This window comes from Pseudoalteromonas sp. SG43-8, assembly GCF_014164245.1.
Taxonomy (GTDB): domain Bacteria; phylum Pseudomonadota; class Gammaproteobacteria; order Enterobacterales; family Alteromonadaceae; genus Pseudoalteromonas; species Pseudoalteromonas distincta.
Genome location: NZ_JACJEX010000009.1, coordinates 97,241 through 123,198, shown reverse-complemented (window position 1 = coordinate 123,198; position 25,958 = coordinate 97,241). Strand labels below are relative to the sequence as shown.

Sequence of the window (25,958 nt, the reverse complement as noted above, 5' to 3'; positions counted from 1 at the left end):
TAGGTAATTAAACAAGGAGCGTGCTTTATGTTACTTTTCAACACGAGTGAATCATTTCCACATTTTGCACAAACAACACGCTGCCCTCATTGTCAAAGCGACGCCTACCATTTAGTAAATAAAAGCCGCTATTTACGGTTTAGTATTTTACCTATGCTTGCCTTAAAATTAAGTTATAAACGCGAGTGCTATCAATGCGGAAAAAGCGAACCTGTAAAAATAACGCAACTACCGTTAATAGAAAAACTAAGCCTACCTAAATACTTTATTGGTGTATTTTTATTACTTTGGATTGTTTTATTTTTTTATCAACAGCACCTTAATAGCGAGTCTCGAAAGGAAGGCTATTTAAATACGCCTAAAATATATGATACTTACTTAGTACACGCCGACAAATTTACACACGAGCCCTGGACCCTAACCAATTTAAAAATTGCTCAAGTTTTAAATTTTGACGAACAATTTATTACCTTTCAGATAAGCAACTACAGCTATAAACGTAATAATAGTATTACTTTGGCAATGCGTACTAGCCAGCTAATTCAAGACAATTACTTTTCCACTAAAACAATCACCCTCCCTCGTGATGAAGTAGCACGCCTTTACAACGACGAAGCTATTTACGACGTGCTGCGCCCCTATGCCAACATCCTGTATGGTGGGTTTGTGATGCATCCTCCCAAACCTAAGCCACTATATAAAGGCTTAAAGCTCGATAAAAACAATCAACAAGGCATTATTTACTTTAAAGATGGTTTGTTTGTTGAAGCATTTAATAGCTTTAAACAAGCTGCTGAAGCGGGCTCTCAATGGGGGCAATTAAATTTAGCGCAAATGTATCGTGATGGTCAGGGAATAGATCAGGATCAACAGCAGGCTATTTATTGGTACAAAAAGGCCATTGAGCAAAAAAATACTAAAGCACAATTTGAATTGGAATCTCTTTGTAAAATAGCTAGCTGTGAATAAAGCAGCAAGTATGTTACTTGCTGCTTTAATATTTTATAACTCTAAATGTTTATCTAAAAAATTAATTACTTGTTTGTAGTAAGCAGTTCTGTGTTCTTCTTTGTAAAAACCATGGCCCTCATCCTCCAATAACACGTACTTATAAGGATGGTTAGCTTTTTTCAATGCAGCAATTAATGATTCGGCTTGTTCAATAGGGGCTCGTGCATCTTCACCTGCGTGAACTATGAACACAGCTGCTTTAAGCTTATCTATATTATAGCTAGGTGAAAATGCCTTCAAAAGCGTTTCATCAGTGCCTAAAACGTTTTCAAGATAGTTTTGTCCTGTACTACGCCCTGAAATATCACCTTCTTCAAACATTAGAGGTAGGTCATAAATACCGACTGTTCCAATTGCACACTTAAACATGTCTGGTTCTAAAATGGCGCTCTGCAAAGCTGAATAAGCACCAAAGCTTGCTCCCATTATACAAATGTTGTTTTTGTTTACCGTTCCATTAGAAATTAAAAACTTAACACCATCAATAATATCAAACTGAATATCAGAACCCCACTTTTGGTAACCTGCTTCTTCGAAGTTTCGACCAAACCCACCTGAACCTCTAAAATTAACTCTTAGTACAGCCATTCCCCTACTTGCTAATAACTGTACCTCAGAATCATAACCCCAATAATCACGAGGGCCATGTGGACCGCCATGAGGCATTACAACTAGAGGTAAGTTTTTATCTTCAAGACCATTAGGTACAGTTAAATACCCATAAATAGTTAAACCATCCCGAGTTTTATATTGAATAGGTTTTGTCTTTGAAAGCTCATTTTCGTTCAGCCAGCCACGCGCTGAAAATAATATTCTTAGCTTATTTTGTACCCCATCGTATAAGTAATATTTACCAGGGTTGGTATCACTTGATGCGTAAATAACATTAATATCGCCATTAGAGGTGCTACTGACTAACTGCACTTGGTCGCCCTGTAATGCTTCTATCAAAGACTTTAAACGAACACTTTTATGAGAGTCTTTATCTATAAAAGCATAGTTTGGATAACCTAACTCACTTTCTATTGCAAATAATTCTTTTGAAACTTCATCAACCCACACTCTTTTTGGAGATACATATTGTTCTTGATGAACTAATTCAATTTCCTTAGTATTTAAATTTAGTTTATATAACCCTTCAGCCTCTCCACCAACAGAAGCAGTCATATAAATATTGTCACCAGACTTATCAAAAGCTTTTAGTCTAATATCGCCATAACTAACCTCTCCTAAATTTAATTTCTCCCAGTCACCGCCATCTTTTGCCTTAGTATGTATTTTTGCATCTATATAATTATCTGTAGATACTGAAACTCGAACATTACCATCATGATCAGTTAAAAATTCAGCCATACGTGATGGAGACAAAGTAACTTGCTTCCTTTTGCCCGTATATACATCTACTTCATAGACAATAGTATGCGGTTCATTACTCGAGGTCCAAGGATAGGTAACTACTAACATTTTTCTTTTGTTAGTAACTAAGGGATCTAATACAAATGAAGTTCCGTATAAAGGAGTCTGCCTTTTAAGGCGTGTACCTGTTTGCATTTCACCATGGTAACCAATTAGATATTTACCTCTAGCTCCATTAGCATTTACGCCAAATATCTCACCATGATATTCAGGGTGGTCTTGCCACCCTTTTAAATACTCTTTAGTAACAACAACTCGTTCATTATTAACCCAATGATAATCACCAACTTGAGCATTTCCTTCAAAGGCAACTGCATGAAGCATTTTAAAGTTTTCAGTATCAAAAATAACAAGCGCATTTTTACCTGCAACTTTATTTATAACCGCTAAATACTCGCCGCCTGGAGAAATAGTAGCGTGATTAAACTCTTTATTTTTACTGAAGTACTCCACGGGGATTTGGGGCTGCTTTGAGAAGCTAAAAAAGCTTACAAATAACAGAAGTACTAACAAGTTACATCTTAAAAGAAAATTCATCATAATTCCCTGTATTAACAACAAGAAGTCATAATATATAAAGTCTTATAAAATGTAACGAAAATGATAACTAAATGTGTCTGCTATTTTTTAATTAACTTTGTATAACCTACATGTATAAGCACAACAACTAAGCCAGCAATCACGCCTAGCAAACCATCAAACAATAGAGGAGCCAATACCTCTCCTGTACCGCCAGCAACAGATTGGGCATAGTTTGTTACATCGACTTGAGTATGATGCAGTAACTCAACACCATGTACTAAAATCCCGCCACCTACTAAAAACATCGCGATGGTGCCCGCAAATGCTAAAAACTGCATCAACCTAGGCGCTGCTGCGAGTAAGCCTTTCCCAAGTAATTCTTTAAATTGATTAGCTGACACTTTAGATTGGTTGAGTAAATAAAGTCCGGCATCATCCAGTTTTACAATACCTGCCACTAAGCCATAAACACCAATAGTCATTATAATTGCGATAACACAAAGCACTAAAGCTTGATTAAGCAATGTAGCACCTGCCACAGTACCTAAAGTAATCACAATAATTTCGGCAGAAAGAATAAAGTCGGTTCTTATTGCCCCTTTTATTTTTTGTTTTTCGTACTCAACTAAATCTAACTTTTCATCTTCGTTTACCGCTTCACTGTTATGAGGCAAAAACTTAGCAAATACTTTTTCAGCTCCCTCAAAACATAAAAACAAACCACCCATCATTAAAAGCGGTGTTATTAACCAAGGCAGCCATACGCTTATTAATAAAGCAGCGGGTACGAGTATCGCTTTATTTAAAAATGAGCCCTTTGCCACAGCCCAAACAACCGGTAATTCACGCTCTGCTGCTACACCTGTAACCTGCTGTGCATTGAGCGCTAAGTCATCGCCTAATACACCTGCTGTTTTTTTTGTTGCTACCTTACTCATTGTCGCAATGTCATCAAGTAAAGTGGTTATATCATCTAATAACGTTAAAAGGTTAGTGCCTGCCATAAAGCTTCCGAGCTCAAAAAATATTGCTATAAACATAACTTAAAGCGCTACTTTCACCAACGGTTAATTTTGCTTTGTTATTCTTACATTAGATTAAAATTTTGCCCTGTGTTTTAACTAACGTTTAAAGAAGATGGGAGGAAAAATGAAAGTATATTTAGCATTAATCGCTATTTTACTAAGCTTAACCGCATGTAGTGATTTAAAAACCAGTACTGCTTACCAATGCGATGATGAGAGCGTAAAACTCAATATTATTAATAATTCTGAAGCCGAACTTATCTTTAACAATAAAGTGCATGTACTTAATCACGAAAAAAGTGCATCTGGGAATAAATATATAAGTGAAGAGGTACTGTTTTGGGGTAAGGGTAATGAAGCCATGTTAATCATTGCAGGTAAAAAAAGACAGTGCACCAAGGTTTAACATAAAAACAACCAATAAATTACAATAATGCTACAATAATTAAAGACCCATTATTGTGATGAAGTTATGCGTTCAATTGCGATCAAACATAAAATAATTTTAGCCTTTACAGCCATTGGCATATTGGTGCTAACAAGTAGTGTATTTTTTTATTGGTCATTAAACAAAATTAGCGTTAACAATACCCGAACCGAAAAATTAGCGGTTCCGGTACAACAGTTCAGCAAAGATTTAAGGCTATCATTACTGTCTATTACCAAATTTAACGCCTTAGCTTACAGCCAAGCAAACCTTGATTTACTTCAACAAAATAAAAAACAGGCGCAAGTTGAGCAACTACAATTTAGCGATATGCTCAATTCGTTAAGCGCTCAGCTAAATCAACAAATAACCATGCAAAATTTACTCACCAGTACCAACGCAGGCTTCGAGCAACTGACTGAAGTAAGTGTCGCAATGTTTAGCGCTAAAGAGCGTAAGTTTGTAGCGCAAAATTCCACCATAGAATTATCAGCAACGTTTAACGAGCAACTTTACAATTTAAGTTCTAACTTACTTGATATAGAACTTTTAGAAGTGCCTGTAAAACAGCAGGCGTTACTTAATGCTATGTTTGGAACAGCGACCCGTATAGACGATTTATTGTTTAACTTAAGCAATAATATAAAAAGCATTACTCAAACTGCAAGTATCAATGATTTAAATAGTCATCAGCAAGATACTCTATTTCTACTAGATAACATCCAACCTAATTTCACCTATTTAGAGCAACAAGCGCTACCTTTTAATAATGCGTTTAATGCTAAAAATTTAACGGCTAAGTTTAATCAATTAAGAGAATTGCTTAACAACGATACAGGAATTTATGCCCAACAAAATAAAGTACTCAAAAGTGCTATTGCTGCGGCTCAAAATTTTGAACACTTTCAACAGCAATTTATAACAACAGAAGGTCAGCTTATTGAACTTAATAAATTGGCTGATGAGCGCTTTAATGCCTTACAAACTAATGCAAAGGCCGCCATAAATACAGGGATTAGTTCTGTAGTAATTATTACGATTGTTTTAATTATATTGATTATCGCTATCTCTATTTTTACAACTCGCGCAATGCTAAAACCGCTTAAAAAAGTAAACCGCGACTTAGCCCGAATCGCCTCAGGTGATTTATCAAAGCGAAGCCACCCACGTAGTAAGGATGAATTTGGTACTTTGCTAAATAACATAAATAAACTCAGTGAAGACCTGACTAACCTAATTGGTGCAATTAGTAGTGACGCCCACGAGCTAGACCGCAGCGCTATTAAAACCAGTGAAAAAGGTCAGCAAATGACGGTTGTTGCACAACAGCAGTTAGAGCGAAGCGCGCAGGCAACATCGCTTGCACAAAATATGCTAATCAACTCACAAGCGGTTTATGAACAAGCAGATAAAACATCAAGTGAAATAACAAACGCATCGCAATTTGCAAATGATGTAAACGAGATTGCTAATCAAAATAGTCTAAGTATAGAAACTTTATTGCAGCGTCTTGATAAAGCAGTAGGCAGCACAGAAGAACTCGCACAGTACACCCAGCTTATTGAAGCCATTGTTGAAACAATTAGTAGCATTGCCGAGCAGACTAACTTACTTGCACTTAATGCTGCAATTGAAGCAGCGCGAGCGGGTGAAAACGGACGCGGGTTTGCTGTAGTTGCTGATGAGGTTCGATCATTAGCTGCACGAACACAAACCTCGACTAGCGAAATAAACACCATGATCCAAACATTGCAACAACACACTAAAACAACTCAAGAACACATTACTGATGGCCAACACCAAGCCAAGCAATGTGTTAAAAACAGCACTGAACTAAATAAAGCCGTAGAGCGTATTAAAAGCACATTGTTGTCTGTTAATCAGATGAGTGAGCAAATTGCTCATGCATCACATGAGCAATTGACTAACAGTGGCGACATTCAACAAATAATGGCAAAGGTGACAGAGCAAGCAACCTTGAATGCCCAAAACGCGACAACCCTAGCAAGCGAAAGTGAAGACGTAAACCAACTTGCACACTCTTTAACTAGTGCCGTAGAGCGCTTTAAGTTTTAAGTGCAAGTAATGACTTGCCTTGCATGAAATGGGTATAATACTTTAACTCTTTTGCTTAATAGCGGCCCACAATGAAATATAAAGATCTACGTGATTTTATCGATTTGCTTGAAAAAAAAGGCGAACTTAAACGTATCACCCAAGAAATCGACCCGTATCTTGAAATGACCGAAATATCTGATCGCACATTGCGTGCAAAAGGCCCTGCGTTATTATTTGAAAACCCAAAAGGCTACGATATGCCGGTGCTTACCAACTTATTTGGTACACCAAAACGCGTAGCAATGGGCATGGGCCAAACAGATGTTAGCGAGCTTCGCGAAGTGGGCAAGCTACTCGCTTTTTTAAAAGAACCTGATCCACCAAAGGGTATTAAAGAAGCTCTAGGCGCTATACCTATTTTTAAGCAAGTGCTTAATATGCCTGCAAAAGAAGTTAAAAAAGCGCCTTGCCAACAAGTCGTTTTAGAAGGTGATGATGTAGATTTAACTAAATTACCTATTCAACATTGCTGGCCAGGTGATGCAGCACCATTAATTACTTGGGGCCTTACAGTTACCAAAGGGCCTTATAAAAAGCGCCAAAATTTAGGTATTTATCGCCAACAATTATTAGGCAAAAATAAAATAATTATGCGCTGGTTGTCACATCGTGGTGGCGCGCTTGATTTTCAAGAATGGTGTAAAGAAAACCCAGGGCAACCCTACCCTGTATCGGTAGCATTAGGTGCCGATCCTGCCACTATATTAGGTGCCGTAACGCCTGTACCTGACACTCTAAGCGAATATGCATTCGCTGGCTTATTACGTGGCAGCAGAACCGAAGTTGTAAAATCTATTTCAAATGACCTACAAGTCCCTGCCAGTTCAGAAATAGTACTTGAAGGTTACATAATGCCTGGTGAAATGGCGCCAGAAGGCCCTTATGGTGACCATACCGGTTACTATAATGAAGTCGATGACTTTCCAGTAATGACGGTTACTCACTTAACGCATCGTAAAGATCCTATTTATCACAGCACATTTACTGGCCGTCCGCCTGATGAGCCTGCTATTTTAGGTGTGGCACTTAATGAAGTGTTTGTGCCGATACTACAAAAGCAATTCCCTGAAATTGTCGACTTTTACCTTCCGCCTGAAGGGTGCTCATATCGTATGGCGATTGTAACAATGAAAAAACAATATCCAGGCCATGCTAAGCGCGTGATGATGGGAGTTTGGTCGTTCTTACGCCAGTTTATGTACACCAAATTTGTAATCGTCTGCGATGACGATGTTAACGCCCGCGATTGGGAAGATGTTATTTGGGCTATAACAACCCGAATGGATCCAGCACGTGATACAACATTAATAGAGAACACACCTATTGATTATCTCGATTTTGCATCGCCAGTCTCAGGTCTTGGTTCAAAAATGGGAATGGATGCTACCAATAAATGGCCTGGCGAAACCACCCGCGAATGGGGCGAGCCTATTGTTATGGATAAAGACACCAAAGACCGTGTAGATGATATTTGGGAAAGCCTTAATATTGTTTAAGTGTTTATATGTAAGTACATATCAGGCTATAAAATAACCCTGCAGATATGCTAGAATCGAGCTATTCGATTGCGTATCTGCTGTTACAAGCGCTGCTAAAAGGTAAAAAATGCAAACATTAAAAGCTGAAGTTGTAGCTATCAGCCCACTTACAGAATTTGTTCATAAAGTAATTTTAAAGCCACAACAACCGGTGACCTTTGAAGCTGGCCAATACATGCAACTCGTATTAGGCGAAAAAGACAAACGTGCTTTTTCTATAGCTAGTCGCCCTTCACAGTGCGATGCAATAGAACTGCATATTGGCGCCTCAGGTGCCGATTCGTATGCAATGCAATCGTTAGAGCATTTACGTAACGCCCATACCACAGGGCAGTTAGTAGACATTGAAGCTGGCTTGGGTATTTCACAGTTGCGCCTGCAATGTGAGCGCCCTATTATTTTACTCGCCGGTGGTACTGGTTTTTCATACGCAAAATCAATGGCTGATCATTTAGCTGAAATAAAATGCGACCGTCCTGTATTGTTCTACTGGGGCGTAAAAGAAGAATCTGCTTTATACGCACACACAGAAATGCAAGCATGGGCAGATAGCCATGAGAATTTTAAGTTTATTCCTGTAGTAGAAAATCCATCTGCTAATTGGCAAGGACACACTGGCTATGTACACAAAGCAGTAATGCAAGATATTGTGTCACTAGAACCATACGATATTTATATGGCAGGTCGTTTTGACATGATAGGTATTGTCCGTGATGACTTTATTACTCATGGTGCAATTCGTGAAAACATGTACGCAGATGCATTCGCATTTATCAAATAATTGAAATTTACTTTCAGTTATAAATAAAGGCACCTAATCGGTGCCTTTATTTTTATAACAACAAATATTTAATAGTTAAAACCTATCAACTCCATCAATATAAACAATTTCCTAAATCCCTATCTATAAACCATACTTTGTATAGAACATCAGCGGGAGAGACCCAAATGCTAAATACAAAAGTAAAAGATTTTATGCAACGCAAGTTGCCAAATATCACACCAGATACAGAAATGACGACAGCCATAGCAGAACTACAAAAATTTAAACTACTTGGCGCGCCAGTATTTGATAAAGATAAATGCTTAGTTGGATTTATATCAGAGCAAGAGCTGTTAAAACCACTTACTCAAAGCAGTTATTTTTGTGATGGGATGGTTAAAGTATCGCAGCTTATGCAAACCGAGGTAGTGACCGTTAGCGGCGATACCAACATTATTGAGCTTGCACAGCAGATGCAGCCTGGTAAACCAAAAAACTACCCTGTTGTAGAGGGCATTAAAGTAATCGGTATGATCAGCCGAGCAGATGTACTTAAAGCACTTTACGATAATTACATAAGCTGCCAAACACACTAAATTGCAGATACAAAAATGCCGCTTATATAAAGCGGCATTTTTAATGCTCTTACATTAACGTGCGCTAACGAGTGCTAAAAGTTCTTTTTTATCGCCATCGCTTAAAAATGCTATTTCTAACGCATTTTTTTGGGCTTTTTCCATATCAGCTTGAGATAAGCCTGCTTTAGGTGCAGCAACGGTATATTCATACTCAATTTCAATACCTTCAACCGCAGGATCATCAGTATTAATACACGCTAAAATACCATGATCTAAAAACTGTTTAAGTGGGTGCTTAGTTAAATCGTTTACTGTACTGGTTTGAATATTACTTGTTAAGCATGACTCAATACCAATACGGTTATCGCGTAAATAATCCATTAGTTTTGGATCTTCAATTGCTTTAACGCCATGCCCTATTCTGCTCGCACCCAACTCATTAATTGCTTGCCAAATACTTGGAGCGCCAAGTGCTTCTCCAGCATGAATAGTCGAAGCTAAATACGCATTTCGTACTTGTTTAAAGTGCTCTACAAACAACTCACCCGGGAAGCCAATTTCGTCACCGGCTAAATCAACAGCGACTAAATCATTTTTAAATGCGAGTAATGCATCAAGCTCTTTTTGACACGTTTTTACGCCATAAGTACGCGATAAAATACCAATCAAGTTAGCTTTTATATTTGCGCTCTTTGTTGCTGATTTAATACCATCAACAACTGCCTCTACAACCCCTTCTGGGTGTAAACCTTGGCTTTGTGCCATGTAGTAAGGGCTAAATCGAAGCTCCACATAATCAAGACCTTGTGCTTGTGCATCTTCAATGTTTTCAATTGCGATACGTTTACACGCATCGTAGTCGCCAAGCACAGTAACTCCCCAATCTAACTTTTGTAAAAAAGCCATGAGGTTAGGTTCAGGATCAATAACTTGAACATGAGGGATTAATGCTTCAACGTTATCTGCAGGTAGCTCTATATTAAACTGTCGACCAAGTTCTAATATGGTTTGCGCACGTACATTACCGTCTAAATGGCGGTGAATATCTAGCAAAGGTAATTTTCTATTGATCATAATAGCAACCCAGTTTAGTTAAATTTGCGCGCATGATACGCAGATACATTTATTTTTCAAGTCTATATGATTTGCGGTAAGTTTTAGCGGTCATATGTCTGCTTTTTGTGCAAAAAAAATGATATAGCCTATTTTCCTGATAAGTGATGCCAAAGAGTTTTAAAAAGCGTATTTGCATCAATAGGTTTGGTAATATAGCCATTCATTCCACAGGCTAGTGCCTTTTTAACGTCATTGTCATGGGCGTTCGCCGATAGCCCTATTATGGGTAAATCAATTAACTCTAAATCACGACGAATTACTTTTGTTGCTTTGAGTCCATCCATTTTTGGCATTTGAATATCCATAAGCACAATGTCGTAGCTATTTTCGGCTAGCTTTTCTATGGCTTCAAAACCATCGTTAGCAATGTCGGCAATACAGCCTTTCGTTTTTAAAATAGCATTAGCAACATGCTGATTAAGTGGATTATCTTCTACTAAAAGTAATTTATAGCCTGTAAATGATAATGTACTTACGTCTATTTCGTTGTATTGCTGCTGAATTTGCTCTGCCTTTGGTAAAGGCGATATTAGCGGCAAACTAAATGTAAATGTAGAGCCTTTACCTTCATAACTAACTAAATCAATTGCACCACCCATTAACTCAACCAGTTTTTTGCAAATACTTAATCCTAAGCCTGTACCACCATATTGGCGTGAGGTTGAGCTATCAGCTTGTGCAAACGGTTTAAACAACTGTTTCTGTGCTTCGCTACTAATACCAATACCCGTATCGTTAATACTAAAATAAGTCATTTTTTTCGATTGCCAAATTTTCAGAGTGATTTCACCTTCCCCTGTAAATTTAACCGCATTATTGAGCAGGTTCAGCAGCACTTGTTTTAAGCGGATTGGATCGGTATTAATGACCAAATTTGATGTTTTATCAAAATCGAGACTTAACTTTATTGATTTAATATCAGCCTCAAATTGAAGTAAATTAAGCATTTCATCCGCTAAACTCGCTACATTAATAGGCTCTTGCATTAAGTCTAGCTTGCCTGCTTCCATTTTTGAAAAGTCGAGCACATCGTTTAATACCCTCAGTAAAACACCAAGTGCCCCATCTGCTTGCTCTATGTAACTTCTAGCTTGTTGCCAATCGTTTTGCTGGAGCGCTAAATAATGCAGCCCTTTTATACCGTTAATAGGGGTGCGGACTTCGTGGCTCATGTTTGCTAAAAACTGCCCCTTTATATGACTCGCTTCATCTGCTTTTTGTTTTTCTTTGCGTAGTGTATGTGTTTGCTTGGCCACTTGTTCGCGAATTTGTATGTTTGTACCAGTAACTGAAATCAAAAATGTAATCAGTAACCACACAAACAACATACCTACTATTTGTGCAAGCCAATACATTAACCAAGACGTTCTAACTATTGGTTCATATAACTCGACCTGCCACATGCGTTTGCCAATCAACAATTGATATTCTTTAAACAGCGTTTGCGAGTTACCGGTATCGGCAATATAAATTGCCTGCTTTTTCCCTGGTATCGTTGTATCAAAAAAACTGACTGAAATTGCGTTGTTGTGATCAAATAATAGTGTTTGCGATAAGCGTTTCAGACTGACAATCGCTGCCACAAAACCTTGAAAATCATCTTCGGTAGACGACTCTCCAAAAACAGGATATAAAAAGAGTACACCGTCTTCAGCTGTATTTTGGACTAAAATAATTGGCTCACTTAGTGCAAGTTCATTAAGCTCTTTCGCTTTGCTAAGCGCTGTACCTCTTACTTTACTAGAAGCTAAATCAAACCCTAAAACACCTTCATTATCTTTTAAGGGATATACATATTTTACAGGAAAGTAATTACTACGAGTACCTGCAGGTTGCCAACCTCCATCAAGTGACTTTTCTTTTATATATAAAGGTTTGCCTGTGGCTGTATTTTCATGTGTTTCAAAATCTGCGAGTTTATTTGCTGGTACATAAGGTATCCATTCAAATGCTAAAATTTCTTGGCTATAGTCCAACTGCTTAGAAGTAAATTGTTTAAACTCTTTAAAGTTCACGTCATTACTACTAGCAAAAAATGTAGCTAACAATCCTAAATGAGCAGTAATACCATCGAGCTTCTGGCTTATAGCATTTTGCACAGTAAGTATTTTGGCTTCTTGCTTTTGAATGTCTTTTTCTTTTTTAACACTGGCAGCGCCATAAAAACTAACGCTGATTAGTATATAAATTAATAGTGAAGGTAAAATTACCAACATACGGTGGCGTACTTGCGTGTAATTAAAGGCTGCGAGCATGAGTGGAGTAAATATAAGTACACCGATACTGTCGCCAATCCACCATGCTATAAAGTTATCAAAAATAGCATTGGTCGGAATCACATTATTCAATGCTAATAAACTTGTTCCTACACCTGCAGCAATAACACAACATATTGGCCCCGCTACTATTAAGCTTTGAACACTGTGTTTTAAAGAAGATAAATCCAACGGCGCTTTTATAACATTCACTATAATTTGTCGGCCAATCCAAGCCTGTAAAACAGAGGCTAAAGTAATGCCTATAGCTTGTAAAAGCACAATAAAATGAAAAATATCTACGGTGCGTTCAAGATGGATTAAGTTAGTACAAAAAGCCCCAATAATAAGGCCAATAAATGACTTACGTCCCCAAATTAAAAAGCTCGCTAAAGCAATTCCTGAGGGCGGCCAGGAGGCGACCGCATAGCCATCTACAGAAAGAAGTGAGTTGCTAAAGTATCCTGTAAAGAAGTAAGCACAAGCCAAGCTAAGGGTTAATATTAAAAACTGTCTCAAAGCTTGTGCTCCTGAACTACAAAAAATGCTAAGTAGTTATAGTGTAGTCATTTATTGATATAAAACGAGCGCCTTTTCTGCCTGTGCACTATTTTTATAACTCAACACAGCTTGTTCAGAGAACTGTTTTTTATTTTCACTATTCAGTGCTTTATCAAATATTCTAGCTGCTAAGTCATAATCACCCTTAGTATTAGCAAGGCAAGCTAGCGCAAGTAATAGTGAATTATTTGAATCATCCTTCTTAAGCCGTTCTTGAATACTTATTTGCAACTTAGCTGCATCGGCTGCTGTTGCTTTACTTAATATATTGGCAAGCTCTAAGTGTTGCTCATTGTGCTTAACCATTTTAATTAAGTCACTTTCAATAACAGCCAATTGACCTGCTTGCGCCATTTGCATTAAATATGCGGTGTGGGCATGAGCTTGCAGCTTTTTAGGCAGCTGTTTATATTTTTCACTCAGCTTGTCTGCATCTAACGCACTAAAATAAGCACTAAATAACTGCGTCCACTGTGCATCAGTAAGTGCTTTTTTGCGCAGTAAACGCGGCAAAAAGTCTTCCAGCGCACTAAAGTGTTGTTGCTGTACTAATACTTCTGCATAAAGTTTTAACTCAAGTGCGGTGGCTTTTTTAGCTTCTGCGCTAATACGCATTTGTGATTCAATCGCGCTACTATCGCCACTTGCCAACCATAGCTTTGCTACTTTTAATTGATGCTCTGGGCTTATTTCAAATAAACGCTCAAGTGCTTTATCTGTTTGATTATTAGCAAGCGCTGCTTTTGCAAGTAATGCTAAGCGAATATCTTCAAACTTATCTGGTACGCTATTACCCGATAAAGCCTGTTCTACGTGCTCGTAATCATCATTAATAGCACTCCAAAGAGCCTGCTCAATAGCTGCTTGTTTGCGCTCTTGGCTACGTGCAAAAAAGCCATGCTTAGTATTATGATAAATCGATAATAAATAACGAATTAACTTATATGTTAAATATAAAACAACAGCGGTAATGACTGCCATTATACAAAACGATACTATCGTGCCTTCTATCGTCGTATTGTTAAATGAAATAAGTACATAACCTTTTTCATCTAGAACGAATGGAGTAACCGCTAGTACAACAACAATAGCTACAATTAAAATAATTAGCCCTATCATTGCGCCCACTCCTTAACCTTTTGTGTACTGTTTAAGGTTACTTTTGGATTAAAGTTAAGCTGCTCTTTTTCAAGTTTAGACAACGCTTTAAGTACCGTTTTAGTTGTATCATCGTCTTGCTTAAAGTACTCACCAACTAAACGTTTTGCTTCACTTAAGGCGCTAAAGAAAATACTCGCCTGCTTACTCATAAGTGCATCTTGTGCCTGAGTTATATTAAGCTTGATTCGTTGATTTATTAAATGACGCTCTTGATCCGTAAGTAATGGCTCAATGGAAACACCCTCGTGCTGACGAATAGTAATGAAGCTATCCACAATTTTATTCCAGCTATTACTCAAGTTTTGCTGCCAATCACTCACGTCACCACTTAAAGCATTTTCATCTATTGCAGCTGCTTCTTCTGGTAAATTAACTGCATTAAAAACTAAGTCGTCAATACTGCTTAGTACACTGTTTAGCTGTAAATAAATAGTCTCTGCTGCAACAGGTTTAAGGCTCTCAAGTGTTTGTATATCTTGCATAATCGCTTGGCGAACTTCAACTGTTCCTGGGTGCTCACTAAGCAATCCATCTAAGCGCTTTAAAACAGCACTAGTGCCTTGATAATCTTTTTCAGCCCATAGTTTAAACTCAGCCATACGTTGTAAGCTGGTTACTTCTTGTGGGTTTAACGATGAGCCTTGTTGCTGCGCCTTTTGCAAAGCGGCTTTCAATTCTTGCTGATTTTGAACTGCACTTTCATTTAGGGCTGCGGCAACTTTTTCCTCACTATTAAACAGCGCTTGTTGCAAATTAGATTGCGCCGATTTAAGTGCTTGCACCTCCTGAGTGAGTAACTTATTTTGCTCGCTTAGCTCATTAACGGCTAGGTTTTTCGCCCTACCAGCATTTAATTTTTGATAAAACTCGTATCCAACACCAGAGGCCACAATTAACGAAATAAGAAGCGCAAGTACTGCAACCTTACTTATTTTTTGTTTACTTTTGTCTGCCGTATTTTTTGTAGCTGTAGGCTCTTGCTTAGTTGATTTAGCAGAGGTCGTGTTAGCTATTGTTGGTGTGGCTTTTTCTGCCGTTACTGGCTTTGACTGTTCGCTCATGTTGCTACCTTGCTTATTTATGCAGGTAAACATAGCATTATCGCTAGCCCCTGCTGCAATGTGTATATTAGCCGAACTTACCTGTTGCAGCTTTAAATAAGCGGCTATACGCTCGCTAGCAACATAAAATCGGCACTGTTGTAACCATTGTAGTTGGTGTGCAGTAAGGCTTTTAAATATAGCATCAACTGCTGCATTACTTGTTATGACTATACCGTGTACATTCTGGCTTTTCCAGTGGTCTGTCCAGCTAGAGGTAATACTCTCTGTCGGTTCACGTTTGTACACAACACAATTATTTAAAAAAGCACCGCGCTCTTTGAGCGTTTTAGCTAACTCAGGGCGGCCACCTTGGCCCTTAACTAATACTATATTACAGCCATCCACCTCGGCGAGTGATTTAAGCGCAAGTAACCCTTCTGAATCATACTGCTTTGGCACAGCTGCGCGCACACCAAATTGCTCATATATAACGTCGGCTGTTTGTTGTCCAACCGCATAAAACTGCGCTTTGGTATTTATATCTGGCTTTAATTGTGAAAGCGCACTAACTGCATCTTGCGATATAAATATTATTTTATCTGCATTTAATAGCGGGCTAAGCTCTGTGCTGGAGGGTGTTAAATGTGTTATTTTTAATACCGGAAATAAAGACGCCTGATAACCCGCTTGCTCAAGTTGCTGTGCAAGGGCTGCGCCTTTTCCTTCGGGCCGAGTTATCAGAATATGTGTCATTTATGCGTCTCTATAAACTTCAGCTAATATTTTGTCTGCACCTTGAGCTAGTAATTTTTTAGCAAGCTCAATACCTAGTTTTTCTGCGTCATTTACATGGCCTGTTACTTCGTCACGTAAAATTTCGCTGCCATCAACAGCACCAACTAAACCACGTAAATGCACTTGTTCGCCATCAACCAATGCATAAGCACCAATAGGAACTTGGCAACCACCTTCTAAATAGCGATTCATCGAACGCTCTGCGTTTACGCGGATACGTGTTTGTGTATGCTCAAGTGGTGCAAGTAATACTTTGGTTACTTCATCATCAATACGACATTCAATACCTACAGCGCCTTGACCATTTGCTGGTAATGACACTTCTGGCTCAATGTAGTCAGCAATACGCGACTCCATTTCTAAACGAATAAGCCCTGCAGCCGCTAAAATAATAGCATCATATTGGCCGTCATCTAATTTACCTAAACGCGTATTTACATTGCCGCGTAAATCACGAATATCTAAATCAGGGCGAAGTGCCTTAATTTGGCACTGGCGGCGTAGGCTCGAAGTACCAACAATAGCGCCTTGTGGTAGCTCACTTAAATTAGCAAAATTGTTTGATACAAACGCATCGCGTGGATCCTCACGCTCACAAATAGTATGCAGTGCTAGCCCTTGAGGAAACTCTACTGGCACATCTTTCATAGAATGTACGGCAATGTCAGCTCGGCCATCTAGCATGGCTTGCTCTAGTTCTTTAACAAATAAGCCTTTACCGCCAATTTTAGCCAATGGCGTATCTAAAATTATATCCCCTTGCGTCGACATTGGGACTAATTCTACGCGCACATCTGCATGAAAACGCTCAAGCTCTGCTTTTACAAATTCGGCCTGCCAAAGTGCTAGAGCGCTTTTGCGCGTTGCGATGCGTACTAATTTTGTTTTTTCTGTCATAGGGGTATCCAATTAATTACTGCGTTTAGCCAGTTTTAGTCAGCTAAAATTCTAAATTCTTTTTGGGCAATTAAATTACCTTGCTCATCAACTACATCAACACGCCAATGACCTGTTTGTGTGTTCATTATATTTTTTGTTGAGTACGTTCTGTAACGAGGCGAAGTAACATTAAGTGTAATTTCAGCCATTGTTTCACCTTCAAACGACCAAACATGCTTAACTTGCTGGCCTTGAAGGTTTTTAATCTCGCTAAAAAACGATAACCCTTCCTCAAACTGGCTTAACCTAATATCAGCAGCAAACACATTGGTAGGCTCACGCTTACTTACTTTACGAGTAAGTACCGCACGACTAATTTTACCCGTGTCTATTTGCGCCCCCAATGCCACACTTGCCACATGTGCTGTAGAGGAAAAACCTTCAGTGCCACTCAATGCGCCATCATCACTTTCTAACTCTAAAAGTAAGTCACTTTGACTAGCAGGCTCAGTTACGTTTTGGGCTTCTGCGGTTTCTTCTTGCACATCATTATCAAGGTTTGAGTTTAACTCTGTATTAATACTTTCGCTTTGATCAGTAACAATATCGTTGTTAGCCAACAAAGCCGGGGTATTATTTACAAGGTCTACTTCGGCAGGTGTATTACTTGAAATGCTTAGTTGGGTCTCATTTTGCTCAGCTAACAAAGGTTCAATACTCGCTTGAGTTACCTCTGCAGACTCAGCTGGGGTATTGTTTGCAGATAACTCTGACTCAACATCCATTACCTCATCGCTTGTTTGGTTTTCAGCGTTATTGCTGAAATTTAAGAATTGTTCCTGCTCATTTGGGTGCTCACCTTGCTCTGCATTAACAGAGGTGGTTAAGCCATAAACAACTGCTGCAGAGGTCATTAATACCAACATAGCAATACTCACAATACGACGCCAATTCCACTCGTAGCTTACCGTTGGTACGCTCTGTTGTAATTCGCGTTTAACATTTGCTTTTATAACTATTTTTTGACTCATATTGACCTCAGCGGTTCCAAAATTAGCTTAAACGAGCAATTAACCATTGGCGAATAGCTTGCAATTCTTCTGCGCAAACTTGATGAGCCATTGGATATTCTTGCCAGCTTACATCCATGTTATGTGCTGTTAATACTTCAAACGCATTTCTACCCGCACTGTGCGGTACAACGTTATCTTGGCTACCATGAGCCATAAATACGTTTAAATCAGTATGTTTTGCTTCATCAGCAAATTTGTGTGGCACACACATATAAGTAGAAAGCGCCATAACACCCCCAAGCTTTTGCTCAAAGCGCGGCGCTAAATGCAGAGACACAACACCACCTTGAGAAAAACCAGCTAAAATTATTTTATTAGCAGGAATACCATTAGCAATTTCTTTATTAATTAACTCTTCTACCTTTGCAGCAGAATCTCTTACGCCTTGTTCATCGGCACGCTTATCTAATTCTATAGACTTAATATCGTACCAAGAGCGCATTTCCATGCCACCATTTATGGTGACCGGTTGCACTGGCGCATGCGGAAAAATAAACCGTATACCAAGCTCGCTTGGTAAATTTAGCTGCGGGGCTACTGGCGCAAAACCATCCCCAGAGTCACCTAAACCATGTAACCAAATAACCGTTGCTTTATGTTCACTTTGGGCTGCATATTCTACAAATTCTAAACTCATAGTGATGATTGCCACTTAACTTCTTGGCCTGCTTGACGAGTTGAGGCTTCATTTATAAACGCCCAAAATTCAGCGCCAGAGCGGTTATCAATCCATAACCCATCACGCATTTCAAAATGATGTCCGTTAAACTTAGTCGCAACCCATACTTGATGAAGAGGTGCTTGCTTATTGATCACTATTTTACTTTTATCAGGAAAAATAATTTCTAAAATACCTTGTGCCGATTCATAATCTAAATCAGCTTCGCAATCATCAACCTGCTCTTCAATAGTGAACATAAGAGCTTCGGCTAATTGGTGATATTCGTGTTCAGTCATTGTTATTTCCTTTGCAGGCGAGCCGCCTAATATTGGGTACGTTTTAGCTTTAAATTAGCTTTAAAAATGTGCAGCTAGTGTAACAGGAATAAAATCATCCGCGAATAGCTGCATTTTTTAGATATTCTGTTACTCTGCGATTATAAAGCCAGCAACCGTATTAATCTAATGAAAGCGACACATACCTTACAATTAAAAAGACTATTAATAAGCACTGTACTGTTAAGCGCCTTAGCTGGCTGCGGACAAAGCGGTCCGTTATATTTACCAGAGCAACAAACAGAGCAAAACCAACCTCAAAATACAGCTAAACCAGCCACTACCGCTGAGCAAGCTAAAGCATCGCAAAGTCAGGAGCAATAAATGGATTATTTTAACTACAAAAACAACCAATTATTTGCCGAAGACGTCAGCGTAGCAAGCATAGCGCAGCAATACGGCACGCCGTGTTATGTATACTCGCGTGCTACATTTGAGCGCCATTACTTAGCATTTGCTAACGCCACTAAAAATCATAAAAGCTTGGTATGTTACGCTGTAAAAGCAAACTCAAATATTGCCGTACTTAATATATTAGCGCGCTTAGGATCGGGTTTCGATATTGTATCTAAAGGTGAACTAGCGCGTGTAATTAAAGCGGGAGGCGATGCTTCTAAAGTGGTTTTTTCAGGCGTGGCTAAAACGTCTGACGAAATAGCTTACGCATTAAAACTGGGCATTAAATGTTTTAATGTAGAGTCGGCGTCTGAGCTTGAGCGTATTTCTGAAGTGGCTTGCGAGCTTAACCTAGAAGCGCCTATTTCTATTCGCGTAAACCCAGACATAGATGCAAAAACACATCCGTATATTTCTACCGGTTTAAAAGAAAATAAGTTTGGTATTGATATTCAAACAGCAGTGAGTGTTTATCAACAAGCAGCGGCTTTACCTGGTTTAAAAGTAATTGGTGTCGATTGCCATATTGGCTCTCAATTAACGCAAGTTAGACCTTTTTTAGAAGCCCTTGATAAATTAATGGCGCTTATTGATGAGCTAAAAACTAACGGTATTGAGCTAACTCATTTAGATATTGGCGGCGGTTTAGGTGTGCCATACGACAACGAGCAACCACCACACCCAAGTGAATATGCAGCGCAAGTTACCGAACGCTTAGCTAACTACAAACATCTTGAACTTATTTTTGAACCAGGGCGCGCTATTGCAGCTAACGCAGGTATTTTGGTTACTCAAGTTGAATTTATCAAACAAAACCAAGACAAGTTTTTTGCCATTGTCGATGCAGGTATGAACGACATGCTTCGCCCTGCGCTTTATCAAGCGTGGCAAAAAATTATTCCGGTATCCGTTCGCGACGACGAAACACCTACTCACAACTTTGATATTGTGGGTCCGGTGTGCGAAACCGGCGACTTTTTAGGAAAAGACCGTGAACTAGCGCTTAAACAAGGCGATTTACTTGCACAACGAAGCGCGGGTGCATATGGCTTTACAATGAGCTCAAACTACAACTCGCGCCCGCGTGTTGCAGAAATAATGGTAGATGGTCAGCAGCATCACCTTATTCGTGAACGCGAAACTATTGAAAGCCTTTATCAAGGTGAGAAAGTTTTACCATAAACGTTTTTGTCTACTAGCTGCTCTGTGGCATGATTAGCACAGAGCAAAACCGAATTAGAGCGCTATGTTAGTTAATTTTTCCAAAATGCACGGCTTAGGTAACGACTTTGTTGTGATTGATAACATTACACAAAATGTTTTTTTGTCGCGAGACCAAATCAAAAAACTGGCAGATCGCCACTTTGGCATTGGCTTTGACCAATTGCTGATGGTTGAAGCACCATATTCACCTGATCTCGACTTTCATTATCGAATTTTTAATGCCGATGGTACCGAAGTAGAACAATGCGGTAACGGCGCACGCTGTTTTGCCCGCTTTGTACGCATGAAAGGCCTTACTAACAAGCACAAAATTAGTGTATCGACTAAGTCGGGCAACTTAACGCTCTACATAGAAAAAGACGGTCAAGTAACTGTTAACATGGGCCATCCTAATTTTGAGCCAAGTAAAATTCCGTTAAAAGCCAGCAAACGCGAGCTTACTTATATTATTAGAACGCAAGAACACACTGTATTTAGTGGCGCGGTATCTATGGGTAACCCACATTGCGTGCTAGAAGTTGACGACGTAACCACCGCGCAAGTTGATGTATTGGGTCCATTACTTGAAAACCACGAACGCTTTCCGCAAAAAGCGAACATTGGCTTTATGCAGGTTGTATCGCAAGAACACATTAAGCTAAGAGTGTGGGAGCGCGGTGTTAACGAAACCCTAGCCTGTGGCACAGGTGCGTGTGCAGCAATGGTGATTGGTCATATGCAAAATAAATTATCAACAACCGTTCAAGTAGATTTGCCGGGCGGTACTTTGCAAGTGCGCTGGAGTGGTGAAGGTCATCCGGTACGCATGACTGGTCCCGCAGAGCATGTTTTCGACGGACAAGTAGCGCTATGAGCGAGCTAAGTACAGAGCAGGTTATTGATTACTTACAGCAACATCCTGACTTTTTAGTTCATCACCCTGAACTACTCGCACAACTTGAGCTGCAACAGCAAGCTCAAGGTGCAACGTCACTAGTACATATTCAGCAACGTCAATTACGCGAGCACAACACGCTTTTAAAAAGCCAAATAGATGCTATGAGCAAGCATGCAACGCAAAACGAGCTCGTATATCGTTTGTTTAGCCAGTGTCATCGCCAGCTTTGGGATCATGACGATTTTGACACTCTTGCAAATAATCTACGCAATATAATCTGCTCAAGTGAAGATATTAACGACTGCAAATTAGTAAAATACAATCCCGAGTACGACGAGCTTATTGCGCATCGCCTTACCCATTCTGGGCATTATTTAGGGCGAATTAATAAACAAGAGCGCGAACAATTATTTAGTGAAGATACACAATCCGTCGCTATTTATTTAATTGGCGACACCAAGCACCCTATCGCTATTTTGGCGTTTGGTAGCAATAACGTAAACCATTTTGAGCCCGCGCAAGATAACCTGTTTGTGCTCGACTTTATAAACGCATTACACCTGCGGTTACAAAAACTAGCATGAGTGACGATGCGCCTAATATTACCGCGCTAAGTGACCACTGGCGTACACCCATAACGCTATTTAGCGATTATTTAAAGTTTGAAAAACAATATTCAGCGCACACAGTTAATCAATACGTAAGCCAACTTGGCTTTGCAGCCCTTTATTTTAGCAAACTATGTGATGACTGGTTTGGCGTACAAGGCGAACATATTCGCCGCTACAGCATGGCACTGCGATCAAAACAATTAAGTGGCCGTACCATTAGCTTAAAGCTCAGCTGTATTCGCAGCTTATATAAGTTTTTAAAAGCAAAAAATATTGCCGAGCAATCGCATTACCATAATCCGGCTATAGGTATAAAAGGCCCTAAGTTTGCAAAGCCCCTACCTAAGAATCTCGATGTAGATCAAATGGCACGCTTGCTCGAAATACCCGACGACGAACCTCTCGCAATTAGAGATAAAGCAATGATGGAGTTAATGTATTCATCAGGGCTGCGTATAAGCGAGTTAGTTGGCGCTAACATGCAAGATATTAGCGCTGCCAATGGTGAAATTTTAGTGCGTGGTAAAGGCAATAAAGAGCGATTAATTCCGGTGGGCAAAAAAGCGTTAGACGCATTAAAAAAATGGCTCACAATACGCCCTCAGTTTGCAAAGCCCGATGAAATAGCAGTATTTTTAAGTAGCCAAAAAAACCGTATTTCGATTCGCCAAGTGCGCCTACGCATGCAAGAGTGGGGAATAAAACAAGGTATTAGCTCGCAGGTTCACCCGCATAAGCTGCGCCACTCGTTTGCGTCACATATTTTAGAATCATCTGGTGATTTACGCGCTGTGCAAGAATTACTAGGGCACAGCAGTTTGTCGGCTACACAAGTATATACGCATTTAGATTTTCAACATTTAGCCAAGGTGTACGACAACACTCACCCTCGTGCAAAAAAACGAACTGATTAGGAAAATAAATATGATCCGATTTAATCGTGCTATTAAGTCATTTTCTGTCATGAGCTTTGATTTAGACGACACTCTTTACAACAATCACCCCATTATAAAAGCAGCGGTTAAAGCGCAGCAAGATTATTTAAAGGCGCTCCCGAGCTACTTAGCCCAAGGCCCAAAATACTGGCAACAATGCCGCAATGAGGCCGTATTACAGTTACCTGAACTTGCTGATAACGTCACTAAATGGCGCCAACATACATTGCGCTTAGCCCTTTCTAAACTAGATTTGAACGAGCAAGAGGTAGAGCATCATGCCGATGCTGCCTATAACGCCTTTGCCGATGCGCGCAGTAAAATAGTGGTAACCGACGACGTACTAAAGCTGCTAGATAACTTAGCCCAGCACTTTACGCTGGTTGCAATTACTAACGGTAACGTTGAAATTGAACGCTTTAACTTACACGATAAATTTTCGCTCGTGTTACAAGCGGGTATGCACGGTAAAGCAAAACCTCACAGCACCTTATTTGATAAAGCCGCCGAGCACTTAAACGTTGTTAAAAGTGAAATTTTACACATTGGCGATAGCCTAGATACCGACGTACAAGGCGCAAATAATGCCGGTTGCCAATCGGTATGGTTAAACGATCAAGGTGCCAATTATGCTTATAAAGGGCTGGCCGATATTGAAATAACCAATATTCATGCCTTAACGCACTTTATTAAATAACCGATTAAAAATAAGAGGTCACAATGAGCCACTATACCAAGCTAATCACCTTGCTATTAATTGGCTCACTTAGCCTTAACGCTTATTTATTATGGCCTCAGCCTGCGTTAACTACACCACAAAAAACGCAAGGTGCTGAAAAAATCATATCGCCTAAACAACAAAATACGCTATTAAATACGGCAAAGCAGCAGTTTAAAAAACACCAATTTGAAGCCGCACTTAGTAGCTATCAACAACTCAAAAACAGCAATCCAGAAATCGCAAAAAACCTTTATTCATCTTGGCTGATACAGCTTAAAACATGGCTAAATAGCAATTTATTACTCAGCGAATCATTTCTCAATGCGCTATTAAATAACAGCCCTTATAACGTAGAGTTACTTAATTTACAGGTTGAGTATTTAATAAATAGCGAGCAAACACAAAATGCCATTATTGCTTTATTTGAGCTTAATTCATTACAACCTGCTGATCAGCAAAGTAATGTAAATACGCGTTTAAATACGCTCACTCAAAACGAATTACACACATTAACTGAGCAACAAAATTGGCAAGCTATTATTGAGCAAACACAAATTTGGCTTGATTATAAAAGCGATAACGCGCAGTTTTTATATCCGCTTGCGTATGCCTACTATCAGCAAGGCGATTTAATTAGCGCACAAGCAACCCTTGATCGAATGCCAAACCAGTACAATCTAAAAAGCCAAGTGCAAACACTGCAAGCGATGATCAATAAAGCACAATCGCAAGACGACTTTGTTGCTTTAACGCCTTACGGCGCGCACTACTTAATAAACACCGAAATAAATAATAACCTATCAACCGAACTAATGATTGATACAGGCGCAAGCGTAACCTCACTACCTACAAATATTATTGAGCAAATTTCGCCACAGCCTTTCTATTTAGGCGATGTAACGGTAAATACAGCTAACGGTCAAATTGTTGTAAAGCGTTATCAAATTGAATCGTTTAAAGTGGGCTCGCAAATTATTTACGGCTTTGAAGTGCTAAGCATTGAAAACACCCGTGGGCAAGGTTTGCTAGGAATGAACTTTTTATCGCGATTTAAATTCAATATAAATCAGCAAACAGATGAGCTAGAGTTGAGCGCTAAATAATTAAAAACCCAAAGGTAACACATGACACTAAATAACTATTTAAAAGCACTTGCTGAAAACCCAAAAAGCATTCAATTTACCGATACAATGGCCGTGATAGAAGCAAATTACGACTTTACTGCATGTGGCTTTAATAACCATGGATTACTTAGCGCTGCGAGTGAGAACAACGGCTCATGTAAAATTTTTGCGTTTGCTAAATTAAACGATTTAAGCAAACAAAATACGTTGGATTGTTTTGGTAAGTTTTACCGAGAAGACGTGCTGCAAAACCCTAAAGGGGATGATCACATGAACATTCGCACGTTTATGTTAGCACCAGAGGCAACACCTTTTTTAGGTATTACCTTTGAAGGCAAGCCACTAAAAGAAAAATAGCCAACAAAAATTAAAGTGGTTTTTCCATAAAGTAACGCGTACCTGAGCGTGGGTAATTATTAAGTTGATACTTAACACTATAACCGCGCTTTTCATAAAAGGGTTTTGCTTGAAAATCAAGTGTATCAAGCTGAGAAGTTGTAGCACCTAGCTCAATAGCAGCTTGCTCAAGTGCCGTTAGCAATTTATCTGCAAGCCCTTTACCTCGTGCAATATCGCTACACCAAAGCCAACTAATCATCAGCCAGTTTCCAAACACACACCCACTAATACCGGCAACAAGCTCGCCCTGCTCATCAGTAAATTTATAGCCTAATGGCACTCTTTGCACATCAAAATGCTGGGCGTTAAATTCAACCATTTGTGCGCGAAGCGCTGAGTTTAACGCATCGGTATTATCTACTTTTAATTGATACATTTATCGCCCTTAAAAAGC

General features: G+C 39.3%; 25 protein-coding genes. 14 read left to right on the top strand and 11 right to left on the bottom strand.

What is annotated here, in order from left to right:
• Positions 1 to 27: 27 nt before the first annotated feature.
• Positions 28 to 969 carry a tetratricopeptide repeat protein gene (locus H5122_RS15370; RefSeq protein ID WP_182683021.1) on the top strand — a complete coding sequence of 314 codons (942 nt, stop codon included), beginning with the start codon at positions 28 to 30 and terminating at the stop codon, positions 967 to 969.
• A gap of 33 nt (positions 970 to 1,002) precedes the next feature.
• Here H5122_RS15370 and H5122_RS15365 read toward each other — a convergent pair whose 3' ends face one another.
• Both H5122_RS15365 and H5122_RS15360 read right to left on the bottom strand, forming a co-directional pair.
• On the bottom strand, positions 1,003 to 2,967 hold the full coding sequence (locus H5122_RS15365) for a S9 family peptidase (protein ID WP_223231684.1): 1,965 nt from the start codon (positions 2,965 to 2,967) through the stop codon (positions 1,003 to 1,005).
• An 80-nt stretch (positions 2,968 to 3,047) separates the two neighbouring features.
• On the bottom strand, positions 3,048 to 3,953 hold the full coding sequence (locus H5122_RS15360; RefSeq protein ID WP_182683020.1) for a DUF808 domain-containing protein: 906 nt from the start codon (positions 3,951 to 3,953) through the stop codon (positions 3,048 to 3,050).
• Positions 3,954 to 4,098: 145 nt separating this feature from the next.
• On the opposite strand from H5122_RS15360, the gene H5122_RS15355 reads away from it, so the two are divergent.
• From H5122_RS15355 to H5122_RS15335, 5 genes are all read left to right on the top strand, one after another.
• Positions 4,099 to 4,380 (top strand): MliC family protein, encoded by a 282-nt coding sequence (locus tag H5122_RS15355; protein WP_024595167.1) that lies wholly within the window; start codon positions 4,099 to 4,101, stop codon positions 4,378 to 4,380.
• Positions 4,381 to 4,446: 66 nt separating this feature from the next.
• Positions 4,447 to 6,477 carry a methyl-accepting chemotaxis protein gene (locus H5122_RS15350; RefSeq protein WP_182672070.1) on the top strand — a complete coding sequence of 677 codons (2,031 nt, stop codon included), beginning with the start codon at positions 4,447 to 4,449 and terminating at the stop codon, positions 6,475 to 6,477.
• 71 nt (positions 6,478 to 6,548) lie between these two features.
• Positions 6,549 to 8,015, top strand: a complete 1,467-nt coding sequence (ubiD, locus tag H5122_RS15345; RefSeq protein WP_182683019.1) for a 4-hydroxy-3-polyprenylbenzoate decarboxylase — start codon at positions 6,549 to 6,551, stop codon at positions 8,013 to 8,015.
• Between the two features lie 109 nt (positions 8,016 to 8,124).
• Positions 8,125 to 8,838 carry an NAD(P)H-flavin reductase gene (gene fre / locus H5122_RS15340; RefSeq protein WP_149594663.1) on the top strand — a complete coding sequence of 238 codons (714 nt, stop codon included), beginning with the start codon at positions 8,125 to 8,127 and terminating at the stop codon, positions 8,836 to 8,838.
• A 167-nt stretch (positions 8,839 to 9,005) separates the two neighbouring features.
• Positions 9,006 to 9,416 (top strand): CBS domain-containing protein, encoded by a 411-nt coding sequence (locus tag H5122_RS15335; protein WP_024605928.1) that lies wholly within the window; start codon positions 9,006 to 9,008, stop codon positions 9,414 to 9,416.
• A gap of 54 nt (positions 9,417 to 9,470) precedes the next feature.
• Here H5122_RS15335 and add read toward each other — a convergent pair whose 3' ends face one another.
• From add to cyaY, 8 genes are all read right to left on the bottom strand, one after another.
• Entirely contained in the window at positions 9,471 to 10,472 is a 1,002-nt protein-coding gene (gene add, locus H5122_RS15330; RefSeq protein WP_182683018.1) for an adenosine deaminase, read from the bottom strand.
• Between the two features lie 128 nt (positions 10,473 to 10,600).
• Complete coding sequence (locus tag H5122_RS15325) at positions 10,601 to 13,288, bottom strand: CHASE domain-containing protein (RefSeq protein ID WP_182712998.1); 2,688 nt, start codon at positions 13,286 to 13,288, stop codon at positions 10,601 to 10,603.
• Between the two features lie 51 nt (positions 13,289 to 13,339).
• On the bottom strand, positions 13,340 to 14,449 hold the full coding sequence (locus tag H5122_RS15320; protein WP_182682626.1) for a heme biosynthesis HemY N-terminal domain-containing protein: 1,110 nt from the start codon (positions 14,447 to 14,449) through the stop codon (positions 13,340 to 13,342).
• Positions 14,446 to 16,287: a uroporphyrinogen-III synthase gene (locus H5122_RS15315; protein WP_182682625.1), complete on the bottom strand. Its 1,842-nt coding sequence runs from the start codon at positions 16,285 to 16,287 to the stop codon at positions 14,446 to 14,448. The genes H5122_RS15320 and H5122_RS15315 overlap by 4 nt, the downstream gene beginning before the upstream one ends.
• Positions 16,288 to 17,226, bottom strand: coding sequence for a hydroxymethylbilane synthase (gene hemC / locus H5122_RS15310; protein ID WP_182682624.1), 939 nt, complete (start codon positions 17,224 to 17,226; stop codon positions 16,288 to 16,290).
• A 35-nt stretch (positions 17,227 to 17,261) separates the two neighbouring features.
• A complete protein-coding gene (locus H5122_RS15305; RefSeq protein ID WP_182682623.1) occupies positions 17,262 to 18,239 on the bottom strand; it encodes a DUF2914 domain-containing protein in 978 nt (325 codons plus the stop codon).
• A gap of 22 nt (positions 18,240 to 18,261) precedes the next feature.
• On the bottom strand, positions 18,262 to 18,918 hold the full coding sequence (locus H5122_RS15300; protein WP_002960978.1) for an alpha/beta hydrolase: 657 nt from the start codon (positions 18,916 to 18,918) through the stop codon (positions 18,262 to 18,264).
• Positions 18,915 to 19,238, bottom strand: a complete 324-nt coding sequence (gene cyaY / locus H5122_RS15295) for an iron donor protein CyaY (protein WP_002960979.1) — start codon at positions 19,236 to 19,238, stop codon at positions 18,915 to 18,917. Before cyaY ends, H5122_RS15300 begins: the two co-directional genes overlap by 4 nt.
• 168 nt (positions 19,239 to 19,406) lie before the next feature.
• Between cyaY and H5122_RS15290 the strand changes: the two genes are divergently transcribed.
• From H5122_RS15290 to H5122_RS15255, 8 genes are all read left to right on the top strand, one after another.
• Positions 19,407 to 19,601: an LPS translocon maturation chaperone LptM gene (locus H5122_RS15290; RefSeq protein ID WP_024594615.1), complete on the top strand. Its 195-nt coding sequence runs from the start codon at positions 19,407 to 19,409 to the stop codon at positions 19,599 to 19,601.
• Positions 19,602 to 20,855 carry a diaminopimelate decarboxylase gene (gene lysA / locus H5122_RS15285; protein WP_002960983.1) on the top strand — a complete coding sequence of 418 codons (1,254 nt, stop codon included), beginning with the start codon at positions 19,602 to 19,604 and terminating at the stop codon, positions 20,853 to 20,855.
• A gap of 64 nt (positions 20,856 to 20,919) precedes the next feature.
• A complete protein-coding gene (gene dapF, locus H5122_RS15280; protein ID WP_182674459.1) occupies positions 20,920 to 21,750 on the top strand; it encodes a diaminopimelate epimerase in 831 nt (276 codons plus the stop codon).
• Complete coding sequence (locus H5122_RS15275; RefSeq protein WP_182682622.1) at positions 21,747 to 22,358, top strand: DUF484 family protein; 612 nt, start codon at positions 21,747 to 21,749, stop codon at positions 22,356 to 22,358. Before dapF ends, H5122_RS15275 begins: the two co-directional genes overlap by 4 nt.
• Positions 22,355 to 23,299 (top strand): tyrosine recombinase XerC, encoded by a 945-nt coding sequence (locus H5122_RS15270; RefSeq protein WP_024594613.1) that lies wholly within the window; start codon positions 22,355 to 22,357, stop codon positions 23,297 to 23,299. The genes H5122_RS15275 and H5122_RS15270 overlap by 4 nt, the downstream gene beginning before the upstream one ends.
• 10 nt (positions 23,300 to 23,309) lie before the next feature.
• Positions 23,310 to 24,017: an HAD-IA family hydrolase gene (locus H5122_RS15265; RefSeq protein ID WP_182682621.1), complete on the top strand. Its 708-nt coding sequence runs from the start codon at positions 23,310 to 23,312 to the stop codon at positions 24,015 to 24,017.
• A gap of 23 nt (positions 24,018 to 24,040) precedes the next feature.
• A complete protein-coding gene (locus H5122_RS15260) occupies positions 24,041 to 25,144 on the top strand; it encodes a retroviral-like aspartic protease family protein (RefSeq protein ID WP_182682620.1) in 1,104 nt (367 codons plus the stop codon).
• Between the two features lie 21 nt (positions 25,145 to 25,165).
• The gene (locus H5122_RS15255) at positions 25,166 to 25,522 is read left to right on the top strand and encodes a HopJ type III effector protein (RefSeq protein ID WP_008136149.1); all 357 of its coding nucleotides are present in this window, start codon (positions 25,166 to 25,168) and stop codon (positions 25,520 to 25,522) included.
• Positions 25,523 to 25,532: 10 nt separating this feature from the next.
• Here the strand turns inward: H5122_RS15255 and H5122_RS15250 are convergent, their stop codons facing one another.
• Positions 25,533 to 25,940 carry a GNAT family N-acetyltransferase gene (locus tag H5122_RS15250; RefSeq protein ID WP_182672083.1) on the bottom strand — a complete coding sequence of 136 codons (408 nt, stop codon included), beginning with the start codon at positions 25,938 to 25,940 and terminating at the stop codon, positions 25,533 to 25,535.
• Positions 25,941 to 25,958 lie beyond the last annotated feature (18 nt).